We start from the raw sequence: 14673 nt of genomic DNA on the forward strand, positions 1-14673 counted from the left end.
TCCTGCAAGAAAGCCTGCCCGCCGGGGTGGGACGGCACGTTGCGTGCCACACGAGCGCTCTTGAAGAAAAGCGCTTGATTAAAAACCGAGCGGGCGATGCGTTGCCCGTTCACTTATTTGCCTAAGGCCCTGGTATTTCCATGTCGGATCGTTACGAACTCTTCCTCACCTGTCCCAAAGGCCTAGAAGGCCTGCTGATCGAGGAAGCCACCGGGCTTGGCCTTGAACAAGCGCGCGAACACACCTCCGCCGTGCGCGGCATGGGCGACATGGAGACGGCTTACCGCCTGTGCCTGTGGTCGCGCCTGGCCAACCGGGTCTTGCTGGTCCTCAAGCGCTTCCCGATGAAGAACGCCGACGACCTGTACCAGGGCGTGCTGGATGTCGACTGGCAGGACCACATGCTGGCCGACGGCACCCTGGCGGTGGAGTTCAGCGGGCATGGCTCGGGCATCGACAACACCCATTTCGGCGCCTTGAAGGTCAAGGATGCCATCGTCGACAAGCTGCGGACCCCAACCGGCGAGCGTCCCTCGGTGGACAAGCTCAATCCGGACCTGCGCATCCATCTGCGCCTGGATCGTGGCGAAGCCATCCTCTCCCTGGACCTCTCCGGCCACAGCCTGCACCAGCGCGGCTATCGCTTGCAGCAGGGCGCCGCGCCACTCAAGGAAAACCTCGCCGCGGCGGTGCTGATCCGCGCTGGCTGGCCGCGTATCGCGGCTGAAGGCGGGGCCCTGGCCGACCCGATGTGCGGTGTCGGGACCTTCCTGGTGGAGGCCGCGATGATCGCCGCCGACATCGCCCCCAACCTCAAGCGCGAGCGCTGGGGCTTCACCGCCTGGCAGGGACATGTGCCGGCGCTGTGGCGCAAGCTGCACGACGAGGCCCAGGCCCGTGCCCAGGCCGGGTTGGCCCGGCCGCCGCTGTGGATCCGTGGCTACGAAGCCGATCCGCGCCTGATCCAGCCGGGCCGCAACAACGTCGAGCGTGCCGGCTTGAGCGACTGGATCAAGATCTACCAGGGCGAGGTGGCGACCTTCGAGCCGCGCCCGGACCAGAACCAGAAGGGCCTGGTGATCAGCAACCCGCCCTACGGCGAGCGCCTGGGGGACGAAGCAAGCCTGCTGTACCTCTACCAGAATCTTGGCGAGCGCCTGCGCCAGGCCTGCCTGAACTGGGAGGCGGCGGTCTTCACCGGCGCCCCGGAGCTGGGCAAGCGCATGGGCATCCGCAGCCACAAGCAATACTCGTTCTGGAACGGTGCCCTGCCTTGCAAGTTGCTGTTGATCAAGGTTCAGCCGGACCAGTTCGTCACTGGCGAGCGCCGGACTCCCGAGCAACGCCAGCTGGAACGCGAGCAGGCCCAGGCCGCGCCTGAGCCGGTCGAGCGCCAGTACAACAAGAACGGCAACCCGATCAAGCCCGCTCCAGCCCCGGCCCCGGTGGTGGAGCAGGCGCGCTTGAGCGAAGGCGGGCAGATGTTCGCCAACCGCCTGCAGAAGAACCTCAAGCAACTGGGCAAGTGGGCCAAGCGCGAGGGTGTGGAGTGCTACCGGGTCTACGATGCCGACATGCCCGAATACTCCCTGGCCATCGACCTGTACCAGGATTGGGTGCATGTGCAGGAATACGCGGCGCCCAAGTCGGTGGATCCGGAGAAGGCCCAGGCGCGGCTGTTCGATGCCCTGGCGGCGATCCCCCAGGCACTCGACGTCGACAAGAGCCGTGTGCTGATCAAGCGCCGTGAGCGCCAGAGCGGCACCCGCCAGTACGAGCGCCAGGGGGCCCAGGGGCAGTTCACCGAGGTCCGCGAAGGCGGGGTCAAGCTGCTGGTGAACCTCACCGACTACCTGGATACCGGGCTGTTCCTGGACCACCGGCCGATGCGCATGCGCATCCAGAAGGAAGCGGCGGGCAAGCGTTTCCTCAACCTGTTCTGCTACACCGCTACCGCCAGCGTGCATGCGGCCAAGGGCGGGGCGCGCAGCACCACCAGCGTCGACCTGTCGAAAACCTACCTGGACTGGGCACGGCGCAACTTCTCGCTCAATGGCTTCTCCGACAAGAACCGCCTGGAGCAGGGCGATGTGATGGCCTGGCTGGAAACCTGCCGCGACGAGTTCGACCTGATCTTCATCGACCCGCCGACCTTCTCCAACTCCAAGCGCATGGAAGGGGTGTTCGACGTACAGCGCGACCACGTGCAGTTGCTCGACCTGGCCCTGGCGCGCCTGGCTCCTGGCGGCGTGCTGTATTTCTCCAACAACTTCCGCAAGTTCCAGCTGGATGAGAATCTCGTTGCGCGCTACCAGGTCGAGGAGATCACCGCGAGTACCATCGACCCGGACTTCGCCCGTAACGGCAAGATCCACCGCGCCTGGAAAATCAGCGTCCGCTGAAGACCGGACAAGCCGCCGAGGCCTGAATTTCCAGGCTTCGGAATGGCTTGATACTGGTCAAATTAATGGCTAATGGCTATAACTCACAGCAAGTCCGAATGACACCCAAACTCGCTGGCGTGATGAGTTCTACTTATGCCGTTGCATGTGGTACGCCCGAAAATCCTGGGTTTCATCAGTGAAGAAGTTTCCGCCTGGCTGGTGGCCCTGTTGGTGCTGCTGGCCGGCGGCATCCTGACCGGCCTGCTGGCCTGGTCCACCTACAACCTCAACAAGCAGCAGTTGCGCCAGCGCTTCCAGTTGCTGGCCAGCGAGCGCTACAGCCGCATCGAGGAACGCTTCCAGGACCAGGAGCAACGCCTGGATGGCCTGCGGCGTTTCTTCGTCAATTCCGACCTGGTGAGTCGCCAGGATTTCGATGGTTATGCCAAGCCCTTGTTGCGTCGTACCCAGGCCTATGCCTGGGCGCCGCTGATCAGTCGTGCCCGGCGCCCGGCCTTCGAGCAGGAGGTGCGCGACCAGGGCGTGGCAGGGTTCTCCATCCTGCAACTCAATGGCGCCGGGCAGATGGAGCCGGCCGGCGAGCGCGAGGACTATGCCCCGGTGTTGTACAGCCAGACCCAGAGCCCCATGGGTTCGCCCCTGGGCTACGACCTGCTGGCCCAGCCCCTGCGCCGGGCCACCCTGGAGCGGGCGCGGGAGCTGGATGGCATGGCGGTGTCGGCGCCAGTGCACCTGGTGGCGGTCGACCCGGCCTATGCCCGCGGCGTGGTCCTGGCGGCCCCGGTCCGGCGTGCTGTGCACGGCGGCCAACAGCAGTCGCGGCCTGACGGCTACGTATTGGCGGTGATCAGCCTGCGGCAGTTGGTGGCCGAAGGGTTGTCGGTGCCGGCCAGCGACAATCTCTCGGTGCGCATCCTCGACCTGTCCAGCGAAGGCCGGCACGAGGTGCTCTATGAATCGAACAACCCGCCGATCAACGGGTACCTGAATGCCAGCCGCCTGCTGCGCCTGGCGGACCGCGATTACCAGGTGGAGATCCGGCCGGGAGCGGCCTTCCTGCATGCCAACCATTTTTCCCTGGCCAGCCTGGTGATCCTCGGCGGGCTCTTGAGCCTGTTGCTCAGCGCCTTGCTCTACGTGCTGGTCAGCCAGCGCCAGCGGGCCCTGACCCTGGTTGAGCAGCGCACCGCCGAACTGCGTAGTCGCGAGCACGAACTGCGCGGGACCCACAGCCAGCTGCGCAGCGTGCTCAACGCCGCGACCCAGGTGGCGATCATCGCCACCGACCTGCGCGGGATCATCACCACCTTCAACGCCGGGGCCGAGCAGATGCTCGGCTACAGCAGCAGCGAAGTGGTGGGGTTGTTGACCCTGGAGAGCCTGCATTTGCCCAAGGAGCTGGAGAGCTGGGCCCAGAGCCTCAGCCAGCGCTATGGCAAGCCGATCCCGATGTCCCAGGCGATGCTTGTGGAAGAGGGCATGGCGGGCGGCCACGAAGCCCGGGAGTGGACCCTGGTGCGCCGGGATGGCAGCCACCTGCCGGTGAACATGCTGGCGACCCCGGTACTCGACGACCAGGGTTTGTGGATCGGCCACCTGGCGATCTGCATCGACATCACCGAGCGCAAGCGCGTGCACGAGGCCCTGGCCGCCCGTGACCGCTTGCTCAAGCGGCTCAGCGCCCATGTTCCTGGCGGCATCTACCAGTTCAAGATCGACGCCGACGGGCACATGAGCTTCACCTATGCCAGTGATGGCATGCGGGAGATCTACGAGATCGATCCGCTGCTACTGCAAGAGGATGCCGCGCCGGTGTTCGAACGCATTCATCCCGAGGACCTGGAACGGATAAGCCAGTCGATCCAGGTGTCGGCGCAGCACCTGAGCCCTTGGCGCGAGGAATACCGGGTCTGCCTGCCGGAGCGAGGCCTGCGCTGGATGCGCGGCGCGGCCAGCCCGGAAAGCCTGCCTGGCGGCGGGGTGCTGTGGCACGGCTATATCTCGGATATTTCCGATCTCAAGCGGGTCGAGGAAGAATTGCGCGCGCTGTCGGTCACCGACGCCCTGACCGGCATCCACAACCGACGCTATTTCCAGGAGCAACTGCAACAGGAGATGCAGCGCCTGGAGCGCAGCGGCGGGGAGATGGCGGTGATCATGCTGGACATCGACCACTTCAAGCGGATCAACGACCGCTACGGCCATGCCGTGGGCGACCAGGTGCTGCGCGGCGTGTGCCAGCGCATCAGCCGGCGCTTGCGCCGCACCGATGTGTTCTGCCGCCTGGGGGGCGAGGAATTCATGCTCCTGTGCCCGGACACCAATGGCCAGCAGGCGCAGGTTTTGGCCCAGGAGCTGTGGCAGGGCTTGCGCAGTGCGCCGATCGAGCCGGTGGGCAGGGTCACCGCCAGCTTCGGCATTGCCAGCTGGCGGGTAGGCGAGGGAGCGGATGGCTTGTTGCTGCGGGCCGACTCTGGCGTCTATGCCGCCAAGCAGGCCGGGCGCGACCGGGTACAGCCGGAGCAGGCGTGAACGGCAGCGGCGGATGCGCCGCCGCTGCAACAGGGCCTAGCGCGTCGCTGCGCTACCGGCCAGTTTGGGCTGGCGATAGAGGTCCAGCAGGACCTGGTCCAGCACCGAGGAAGCGCCGAAGGGTTGCGGATCGTTGAGGATCGCCACCACGGCCCAGGTGTTGCCATTGTCATCGCGGCTGTAGCCGGCGATGGCCCGAACGGTGTTCAAGGTGCCGGTCTTGATGTGCGCCTCGCCGCTCATGGCCGTGCGTTTCAGGCGCTTGCGCATGGTCCCGTCCATCCCGGCGATAGGCATCGAGCTGATGAACTCGGCAGCGTAGGGGCTTTTCCAGGCCGCTTGCAGCAGGCCGGCCATCTCCCGGGCGCTGACCCGCTCGGCCCGGGACAGGCCGGAACCGTTCTCCATCACCAGGTGCGGCGAGGTGATGCCTTTTCTCGCCAGCCACTGGCGCACCACTCGCTGCGCGGCCTTGGCGTCGTCGCCGTCGGCTTCGTTGCGGTACTTGGCCCCCAGGCTCAGGAACAGCTGCTGGGCCATGGTGTTGTTACTGTACTTGTTGATGTCGCGGATGATCTCCGCCAGGTCCGGGGAGAAGGCCCGGGCCAGGACCTTGGCGTCCTTGGGCACCACGGCCAGGCGATCCTTGCCCTGGATGCTGCCGCCCAGTTCGCTCCAGATCGCCCGTACCGCACCGGCGGTGTAGGTGGCATGGTCCAGCAGCGACAGGTAGGTCTGCGAGCTGCAGCCATCGCCCAACTGGCCGCCGACGGTAACGATCACGCTGCCATCGGCCTGGGTCACCGGGTTGTAGCGCACATCGCCCGTGCATTGCTTGCCGCTGAGGGCCTTGACCTGGTTGTCGATGCGGATCTTGGCGATCGGCGGTTCCACCGATACCAGCACCCGGCCGGAGTCGTTGCGGGCGACGAAGCGCAGGGCCTTGAGGTTGACCATCAGGGCATCGGGCTTGACCAGGAATGGTCTGTTCTCGTCCTTGCCGTCGTCATCGAATTCCGGCAGTTGAGGCTGGACGAAATAGTTGCGATCCAGCACCAGGTCGCCGGTGATCTGCTGCACGCCGTTGGCCCGCAGGTCGCGCATCAGCAGCCAGAGCTTCTCCATGTTCAGCTTGGGGTCGCCGCCGCCCTTGAGGTACAGGTTGCCGTTGAGGATGCCGCCGCTGAGGGTGCCGTCGGTGTAGAACTCGGTCTTCCACTGGTGGGTCGGGCCGAGCATTTCCAGGGCCGCGTAGGTGGTCACCAGCTTCATGGTGGAGGCCGGGTTGACCGATACGTCGGCGTTGAAGATGGTCGGGGTGCCAGGGCCATCGAGAGGCAGCATCACCAGGGACAGGGCGTTGTCCGGGACCTTGGCGGCCTTGAGGGCTTGCTGGACCTTGGGAGTCAGGGTGGTGTTGATCGGGGCGGCGTAAGCCTGGAAAGCCAGGGGCAAGACGACACTGGCGAGCAGTAGTGGACGCAACGATTTGATCATATGGAATGGAACCCTGCAGTCGAGGGGAAAAAAGGCGAGGGGTACAAATGAAAATCCCTCAGTGGTCATGAAAGTGTCGGCATTATGCCCCAAGGTATAGCGGCTTGTGCCGTGCCACGGCCCGCGGTGGCGGTATTTTTTTTGCCAATGACCGACCGGCGTTCTCATAGAGTCAGGCAATCGCCTGGCTAAACTGGTAAAGTGCCGCCCGTTATTACTTATGAGGATTGTTCCATGGCCACTAACCGTTCCCGCCGTCTGCGCAAAAAGCTCTGCGTAGATGAATTCCAGGAGCTGGGTTTTGAGCTGAACCTGGATTTCAAAGAAGATCTGTCCGACGAAGCCATCGACGCTTTCCTCGACGCATTCCTCAAAGAAGCGATGGAAGCCAACGGCCTGGGCTATGTGGGCGGTGACGACTTCGGCCTGGTTTGCCTGAGCAAGCGCGGTTCCGTCAGCGAAGAGCAACGTGCCACCGTTGAAGCCTGGCTCAAGGCACGCACCGAGCTGACCAACGTTGAAGTCAGCCCGCTGCTGGACGTGTGGTACCCGGACAACGCGATCAACCCGACCGCGTGATGTCATGCACGGACGACCCGGCCGGGTCGTCCGTGCGTTGTTGCCCGAGGGCAACCTTTCCTTTTTCCCTATCGATAGTTGCTCCGGCCTCGGGCTTGTCCCGGGTTTTGTCGTGGGCGTCATTTGGCGCCCACGCCGGTTCCGGGTCTCAGGCGTTGCGCCAGTTGAGGATCAGCAGGGTCAGCACCCCGGCGACGATGCCCCAGAATGCCGAGCCCACCGAGAACAGCGTCAGCCCGGATGCGGTCACCATGAAGGTGATCAGCGCCGCTTCGCGCTCCTTGCTTTCGCTCATGGCGATGGTCAGGCCGTTGATGATGGAGCCGAACAGCGCCAGGGCGGCGATGGACAACACCAGCTCCTTGGGCAGAGCGGCGAACAGCGCGGCCAGGGTGGCGCCGAAGGTCCCGGCGATGCCGTAGAAGATCCCGCACCAGACCGCTGCGGTGTAGCGCTTGGCGTGGTCTTCATGGGCATGGGGGCCGGTGCAGATCGCCGCGCTGATGGCCGCAAGGTTGATGCCGTGGGAGCCGAAGGGCGCCATCAGCAACGAACCCAGGCCGGTGGCGGTGATCAGCGGCGAGGCTGGCACGTTGTAGCCATCGGCTCGCAGCACGGCGACCCCGGGCATGTTCTGCGAGGTCATGGCCACCACGAACAGCGGGATGCCGATGCTGATGGTGGCCGCCAGGGAGAAGTGCGGGGTGGTCCAGACCGGGGTTGCCACTTCCAGCTTGAAGCCGCTGAAATCCAGCAGCCCCATCATTCCAGAGAGCGCCGTGCCGATCAGCAGGGCCGCCAGCACCGCATAGCGCGGCGACAGGCGCTTGACCACCAGGTAGGTGAAGAACATGCCCAGCACCAGGGCGGTGCGATGCTGGGCGGCAACGAAGATCTCGCTGCCGATCTTGAACAGGATCCCGGCCAGCAGGGCCGCCGCCAGGGACGCCGGGATCTTTTTCACCAGGCGTTCGAAGCTGCCGGTGAGGCCGCAGATGATGACCAGCACCGCGCAGGTGATGTAGGCGCCGATGGCTTCGCCGTAGGTCACGCCCCCCAGGCTGGTGATCAGCAGGGCGGCGCCCGGGGTCGACCAGGCGATGGTGATGGGGGTGCGGTAGCGCAGGGACAGGCCGATGCTGCATACCGCCATGCCAATGGATAGGGCCCAGATCCACGAGGAGATCTGGCCGTTGCTCAGGCCGGCGGCTTGTCCGGCCTGGAACATCAGCACCAGGGAGCTGGTGTAGCCGGTCATCATGGCGATGAAGCCGGCGACTATGGCTGAAGACGAAGTGTCGGCCAGGGGGCGCAATTGCGCGGGATTGGCATCGGACATCATGGGGTTCCTTGTTCTTGAAAGACGCGATGGACCGCTCTTGTTCCTGGTGCGAGCCGCGAGGGAGGGCACTGCGATGCCTAAGGTCCAAGGGCCCAAGCCTAAACGTAAACCGTGCTTGCCGTTGCCATACAGCCGCGCCTGCAAACAGCCGTACAGTCCGGGTGCGCCAACGGGGGCAAGCACACTTTTTACTGTTGCGTCCCAAGGGTTGTGTACAATGTGCACCTGTTTTAACGCGATACTTGCCAGCGCCCCATCGTGGCGTATTAAAGTCACGCTGACGCCGCTGCAGTCCTCCCGACCCGAGTGCCCATGAACGAACAGTTGCAACCTCTGAAGAAACAACCGCGAGCAGGCAAGGCCGGACGCAGCGGAACCCAGGACGATATCGTCTACGCGCATATCTTCGAGGCCATTCTCGAACAGCGCCTGGCGCCCGGTACCAAATTGAGCGAAGAGGCGCTGGGGGAGATTTTCGGGGTCAGCCGTACCATCATCCGTCGCGCGCTCTCGCGCCTGGCCCACGAAGGCGTGGTGCTGCTGCGTCCCAACCGTGGGGCAGTGGTGGCCAGCCCGAGCGTCGAGGAAGCGCGCCAGGTGTTCCTCGCCCGGCGCCTGGTGGAGCGGGCCATCACCGAGCTGGCAGTGCAGCACGCCACCACCGAGCAGTTGCTGGAGCTGCGGCAGATGGTCAACGAGGAGCGCGACAGCTTCTCCCGTGGCGATCGTGGTGCCGGCATCCGTCTTTCCGGGGAATTCCACCTGAAGCTGGCGGAGGCGGCGAAAAATGCCCCGCTGATCAGCTTCCAGCGCAGCCTGGTATCCCAGACCTCGCTGATCATCGCCCAGTATGAAAGTGGCAACCGCTCCCATTGTTCCTACGACGAGCATACCCAGCTGATCGATGCCATCGAGGCGCGTGATGCCGAGCTGGCGGTGAACCTGATGATGCACCACATGGACCACATCGACAGCAAGCTCAATCTCGACGAGGAAAGTGCCTCGGACGACCTGCACGCGGTGTTCTCGCACCTGCTGCAAACGAAAAAACCGGGCCGCTCCAGCGCCAAGCTGTAGGACCTCGTCCCGCACGACCGATCCCCCGTTCCATGTTCCATGGGGCGGGGGATTGTTGTTTGGCGCCCCGGGCGCTGGGCAACTGCTGGATTGTTGTGGTTTTCTTGTTTAATTGTATACAGTTCTGTCTTCAACGCTCTCGGCCAGCCCGCGGCGGCCTTTCATCGTGCCCAAGGAGTCCAAGGCATGAGCGGCAGAACCCTGCGTATTCATTCTTGCGCGATCCATTATTTCGACATGGTCCGCCGTTGCCGCTCGATCCGCGAGGCTGCCCGGCGCTTGAATGTCGCCTCCTCGGCGGTGAACCGGCAGATCCTCAAGATCGAGGATGAAATCGGTACCTCGCTATTCGAGCGCCTGCCCGGCGGCCTGCGCCTGACCCTGGCCGGCGAGGCGTTGAGTCGGCATGTCAGCCTGGTACTGCAGGACCTGGAGCGAGTGCGCCTGGAGTTCGATGCGCTGCGCGGGCTCCAGAGCGGGCACGTGGAGATCGCCACGGTGGAGGGCGCCACCGTCGACCTGTTGCCGGCGGTACTCAAGCGCATGCGCGACCTCTATCCCCAGGTGACCATCGGTGTGACGGTCCAGGGCTCGCAGGCGATTCCCCAGGCGCTGACCAGCAATCGAGCGGACCTGGGGCTGGCGTTCGCCTTGCCCAGGGCGGCCGAGATCCGCCAATTGAGCGTCGGGCATTTTCGCCTGGGAGCGCTGGTCAGCCCCGGGCATCCCCTGGCTGATCGGGGAAGCGTGAATTTCGCCACCTGTGCCGAGCATGGCCTGATCCTGGCCAAGAGCGAGTTGTCGATCCATCACCTGCTGATGCCCCTGCACAAGCGCCTCGGCCTGGTGGACAAACCACCCCTGCAGAGCAACTCCATGGAGCTGGCGCGGCAGATGGTCCGCCACGGCCTGGGTGTGGCCTTCCAGACCCGGATCGGAGTCGAGGCGGACCTGGCCCACGGCGCGCTGGTGCACATCCCCCTGAGCGACCAGGGCGGCATCTACAGCGACCTGGGGCTCTATGCCCGAAGCGGTCGCGACCTGCCTGGCGCCGTGGAGGCACTGGCGCACCTGCTGGATGAAGAGATCGGTATTCGCCAGCGCGCCGAATGCACTGGCCGCCAGCCAGTGCTTAATGTCGATCAGCTGAGGAAATCGTAGGAGCGAGGCTTGCCCGCGATGGACTGCAGAGCGCCGCGTTTATCCAGTCAGCAAGCGCTAACGCTGACAGCCATCGCGAGCAATCGAGCGTCGACCGGCTGCTCCTGCAGGGGATCACCTCGCTTAACTGACCGGCATCAGGCCAGCGCTGCCGTTTTGGCAGCACGCCGGGCGATATTCTGTGCTTTGGCCCCTGCGGCGCTTGTGTCGATACTGCGCCGGTCGGCAGCCAGCGAAGCTGCCATCAGCCACAGGACATAATAAAAATGAAAAAGGCACTACAAGGCGCGACCCTGCTGATGACCTTGATCGGAGCGGGGCAAGCGACCGCCCTGGAATGGATGAGCAACAGCGTGGGCTTTCGCTATGGCAAGGAATTCACCAATCCCAACAACCCGCACTACATCAGCAAGCGTGTCTATAGCTTCACCCACGCCAGCGGCTATCAGTACGGCAGCAACTACCTGCACCTGGATGTGCTGCTCTCCGACAACGATGACCCGCGCAAGGGCACCAACAAGGGCAGCAGCGAAGTGTACGGCGTCTATCGTCACCAGCTCTTCGCCTCGCGGGTGCTGGATACGCCCCTGGGCACAGGCCTGGTCAAGGACTACGCGCTGACCCTGGGTTTCGACGCCAGCCGCAACAACAACCTGGGTTCGGCGAAGAAACGCGCCCTGGTGTTCGGCCCGACCCTGAAGTTCAACACCGTCGGCGTGCTCGACCTGAGCTTGCTGTACTACAAGGAAAACAACCATTCCGGCATCCCCGGGGCCAAGGACCCGGACCATACCTTCGATGATACCTACCTGCTCAACCTGGCCTGGATGCGGCCATTCGAGATGGTCAGCCATGCGGCCAAGTTCCAGGGCTTCGTCAACTACATCGGGGAGAAGGGCCATGACTACAACGACCGTGACACGGCCCCGGAAACCCTGATGCGCACCTCGTTGATGTTCGCCGTGCTGCCGGGCAAGAACGTCAAGCCCAACCTCTACCTCGGGGTCGGCTACGAGTACTGGCACAACAAGTTCGGCGTGGATGGCGGCCGTGGTACCCGCACCTCGGCGCCAACCCTGAACCTGGAAGTGACCTTCTAGTCCGAGCACCCGTACCGGAGCCGGGCTCTCCCCAGGGCCCGGCCGCCATCGCCGATCAAGATCTCAACGCCGTTTCACTCGTCCTCATCCGGATCGGGCTTGAGGCCGGCCAGCAACGCCTCGAAGCTGGGGGCGAGAATCTCCGGCTCGCTACCGTCGTCGTGTCGCCACAGGCGCACCTCGGGGCCTTGGCTCGGGTCGATGATGAGCTGGTCGCCGCTGCCGTCCCCGGCGATGGCGATCACCTTCCTGCCCAGTTCCTCGCAAGGCCACTCGGAGGCCACGGCGATGCTGTAGCTGTCGTCCGGATCGCTTTCCAGGGCCAGGTAGTGGAAGGCCTCGATGGCGAAGGCGGCCTCGTCGTTCTCGAAGAAGTTCAGCGTGGGCGCGCCGCCATTGACCGTGCGCAGGAACTGCAGGTAGTCCGCGGGCAGGGCGACGCCCTGCCTGGCCTGGAATTCGGCGATCTCATCCAGGCTCGGGATGGGCCGTTCGATGACGCAGTTCTGGTAGTAGATGCCAAGTTCAGCTAGCTCTCTCATGTGCTTTCTTCCGGTTCGGGGGCGGCCTGCGGCGACGCCCCTTGTTGCTCCATGGGGCCCGGGGCAGAGCAGCAGGGCCCGGGCGAAGGGGACAGATGATACGCAGTGCGAGCCCATCCGCGTGAGCTCTTTGCCGATGGTCGGCGCGAGCGTGCGCAGCAGGTTGCGACTCCATGAAAAATCCCCTGGTCGAGCGGTGTCGAGCGGGGGATCCTTGGCGCCGGGGACCGATCAGCGCTGGTGCACTTGCTGGCCGGCGGCGTAGGTCTGCAGCACGGTGCGGTCGTCGCCCAGGGTCATCAGCACGAACAGGGTCTCGGCGATGCTCTTGGCCTGTTGCAGGCGGTACTCCAGCAGCGGCGTGGCCTTGTAGTCCAGGACCAGGAAGTCGGCGTCGGTGCCGGGGTGCAGGGTGCCGATCCGTTCTTCCAGGCGCAGGGCCCGGGCGCCGCCGAGGGTGGCCAGGTACAGGGATTTGAACGGGCTCAGGCGCGCGCCCTGCAACTGCATCACCTTGTAGGCCTCATTGAGGGTGTTGAGTAGCGAGAAGCTGGTGCCGGCGCCGATATCGGTGCCCAGGCCGACATTGAGCTTGTGCTTCTCGGCCATCGGCAGGTTGAACAGGCCGCTGCCGAGGAAGAAGTTCGAGGTCGGGCAGAAGGCCACCGCCGAACCGGTCTGCGCCAGGCGCGCGCATTCGTCGTCGCACAGGTGCACGCCATGGGCGAACACCGAGCGTTCGCCCAGCAACTGGTAATGGTCGTAGACGTCCAGGTAGCCCTTGCGCTCGGGGAACAGCTCCTTGACCCACTCGATTTCCTGCAGGTTCTCGCTGATGTGGGTCTGCATGTAGAGATCGGGATATTCCTTGAGCAACTGGCCGGCCAGGGTCAACTGCTGCGGGGTGCTGGTGGGGGCGAAGCGCGGGGTCACTGCGTAGTGCAGGCGACCTTTGCCATGCCAGCGCTCGATCAATGCCTTGCTGTCCTGGTAGCCGGACTCGGCGGTGTCGACCAGGTAGTCCGGGGCGTTGCGGTCCATCATCACCTTGCCGGCGATCATCCGCAGGTCGAGCTTCTGCGCGGCGCTGAAGAAAGCATCCACCGACTGGGGGTGCACGCTGCCGAACACCAGGGCGGTGGTGGTGCCGTTGCGCAGCAGCTCCTTGATGAACACGTCGGCCACTTCGTCGGCGTGGGCCCGGTCGGCGAACTGGCTTTCGCAGGGGAAGGTGTAGGTATTGAGCCAGTCCAGCAGTTGTTCGCCGTAGGCGCCGACCATGCCGGTCTGCGGCAGGTGGATATGGGTGTCGATGAAGCCCGGGGTGATCAGCGCGTCCGGGTAATGGTTCACCGGTACCTCGGCGGGCAGGCTCGCGAGCAGTTCGCTGGCATGGCCAAGGGCGCTGATCCGGCCGTTTTCCACCACCAGCAGGCCGTCCTCGAAGTACTCGTAGGAGGCTTCGATTCCGACCTGCGCCGGGTCGGCGATGCTGTGCAGGATGGCGGCACGGTAGGCTTTGCGAGTCTGGGACATGGTCATTCTCAAGTGTGTGGCTGTTTCAGTTCGAGGCCTGGCTGCGGCGCGAGACCGGCAGCAGCTGGGCAATGGGTTCGGCGGTGACGCTGGGCTGGCCGAAATGGGCGTTGTAGGTGGCGATGATTTCACCGGCGATGGAGATGGCGATTTCCACGGGTAGCTTGCCCTTGACCTCGCCCAGCCCCATGGGGCACCGCATGCGTTGCACGGTAGCCGCGTCGAAGCCGCGATCGCGCAGGCGATGTTCGAACTTCACCCGCTTGGTCCTGGAGCCGATCAGGCCGAAATAGGTGAAATCGTTGCGCTTGAGCAGGGCGGCGGTCAACTCCAGGTCCAGCTGGTGATTATGGGTCATGACGATGCAATAGCTGCCTGGGGGCAGGTCATCGATCTCGTCCACCGGCTCCTCGCTGACGATCTTGCGCACCCCCTGGGGAATCTGTTCGGGGAATTCCTGCTCCCGCGAGTCGATCCAGCGCACCCGGCAGGGCAGCGCGGCGAGCAAGGGTACCAGGGCGCGGCCGACATGGCCGGCACCGAACACGGCAATTTGCGCCTGCACCTGGCCCATGGGCTCGAACAGCAGCACCGTGGCCCCGCCGCAGCACTGGCCGAGGCTGGCGCCGAGGCTGAAGCGCTCCAGGTGGGTGGTTTGCCGGCCGCTGGCGAGCATCTGCCGGGCGATCTGCATGGCCTTGTATTCCAGGTGGCCGCCGCCGATGGTGTCGAAGGCCCGGCTGGCGCTGACCACCATCTTCGAACCGGCGTTGCGCGGGGTCGAGCCCAGCTCTTCGATGATGGTCACCAGCACGCAGGGTTCACCCTGGTTCTGCAGGTCGGCGAGGGCGCTGATCCAGTCGTACATGTTCACCTCGACATCGCTGTTGTCTGTTCGGGCC

Annotated in this window: 11 protein-coding genes; 6 read left to right on the top strand and 5 right to left on the bottom strand. The window is 64.6% G+C overall.

Going from position 1 to position 14673, the window contains the following annotated elements:
• The first annotated feature begins 140 nt into the window (after positions 1 to 140).
• Positions 141 to 2402: a bifunctional 23S rRNA (guanine(2069)-N(7))-methyltransferase RlmK/23S rRNA (guanine(2445)-N(2))-methyltransferase RlmL gene (gene rlmKL, locus AC3WK8_RS23665; protein WP_022643285.1), complete on the top strand. Its 2262-nt coding sequence runs from the start codon at positions 141 to 143 to the stop codon at positions 2400 to 2402.
• A gap of 135 nt (positions 2403 to 2537) precedes the next feature.
• Positions 2538 to 4937 carry a sensor domain-containing diguanylate cyclase gene (locus AC3WK8_RS23670; RefSeq protein ID WP_103325987.1) on the top strand — a complete coding sequence of 800 codons (2400 nt, stop codon included), beginning with the start codon at positions 2538 to 2540 and terminating at the stop codon, positions 4935 to 4937.
• Positions 4938 to 4973: 36 nt separating this feature from the next.
• On the opposite strand, the gene dacB is transcribed toward AC3WK8_RS23670, so the two are convergent.
• On the bottom strand, positions 4974 to 6434 hold the full coding sequence (gene dacB / locus AC3WK8_RS23675; protein ID WP_103325988.1) for a D-alanyl-D-alanine carboxypeptidase/D-alanyl-D-alanine endopeptidase: 1461 nt from the start codon (positions 6432 to 6434) through the stop codon (positions 4974 to 4976).
• A gap of 234 nt (positions 6435 to 6668) precedes the next feature.
• Here dacB and AC3WK8_RS23680 point away from each other — a divergent pair, with 234 nt between their 5' ends.
• Positions 6669 to 7013, top strand: coding sequence for a YggL family protein (locus tag AC3WK8_RS23680; RefSeq protein ID WP_022643287.1), 345 nt, complete (start codon positions 6669 to 6671; stop codon positions 7011 to 7013).
• Positions 7014 to 7161: 148 nt separating this feature from the next.
• Here AC3WK8_RS23680 and AC3WK8_RS23685 read toward each other — a convergent pair whose 3' ends face one another.
• Positions 7162 to 8352 carry a benzoate/H(+) symporter BenE family transporter gene (locus AC3WK8_RS23685; protein ID WP_103325989.1) on the bottom strand — a complete coding sequence of 397 codons (1191 nt, stop codon included), beginning with the start codon at positions 8350 to 8352 and terminating at the stop codon, positions 7162 to 7164.
• A gap of 315 nt (positions 8353 to 8667) precedes the next feature.
• On the opposite strand from AC3WK8_RS23685, the gene AC3WK8_RS23690 reads away from it, so the two are divergent.
• From AC3WK8_RS23690 to AC3WK8_RS23700, 3 genes are all read left to right on the top strand, one after another.
• Positions 8668 to 9432, top strand: a complete 765-nt coding sequence (locus tag AC3WK8_RS23690) for a GntR family transcriptional regulator (protein WP_022643289.1) — start codon at positions 8668 to 8670, stop codon at positions 9430 to 9432.
• Positions 9433 to 9618: 186 nt separating this feature from the next.
• Positions 9619 to 10593, top strand: coding sequence for a LysR family transcriptional regulator (locus tag AC3WK8_RS23695; RefSeq protein ID WP_103325990.1), 975 nt, complete (start codon positions 9619 to 9621; stop codon positions 10591 to 10593).
• Positions 10594 to 10859: 266 nt separating this feature from the next.
• The gene (locus AC3WK8_RS23700; RefSeq protein WP_103325991.1) at positions 10860 to 11693 is read left to right on the top strand and encodes a nucleoside-binding protein; all 834 of its coding nucleotides are present in this window, start codon (positions 10860 to 10862) and stop codon (positions 11691 to 11693) included.
• 74 nt (positions 11694 to 11767) lie between these two features.
• Here the strand turns inward: AC3WK8_RS23700 and AC3WK8_RS23705 are convergent, their stop codons facing one another.
• From AC3WK8_RS23705 to xdhC, 3 genes are all read right to left on the bottom strand, one after another.
• Positions 11768 to 12235, bottom strand: a complete 468-nt coding sequence (locus AC3WK8_RS23705) for an SMI1/KNR4 family protein (protein ID WP_158250060.1) — start codon at positions 12233 to 12235, stop codon at positions 11768 to 11770.
• Positions 12236 to 12466: 231 nt separating this feature from the next.
• Positions 12467 to 13771 (bottom strand): guanine deaminase, encoded by a 1305-nt coding sequence (gene guaD, locus AC3WK8_RS23710; RefSeq protein ID WP_085597136.1) that lies wholly within the window; start codon positions 13769 to 13771, stop codon positions 12467 to 12469.
• Positions 13772 to 13796: 25 nt separating this feature from the next.
• Positions 13797 to 14639: a xanthine dehydrogenase accessory protein XdhC gene (gene xdhC / locus AC3WK8_RS23715; RefSeq protein WP_103325993.1), complete on the bottom strand. Its 843-nt coding sequence runs from the start codon at positions 14637 to 14639 to the stop codon at positions 13797 to 13799.
• Positions 14640 to 14673 lie beyond the last annotated feature (34 nt).

This window comes from Pseudomonas sp. FW507-12TSA (genome assembly GCF_058781435.1).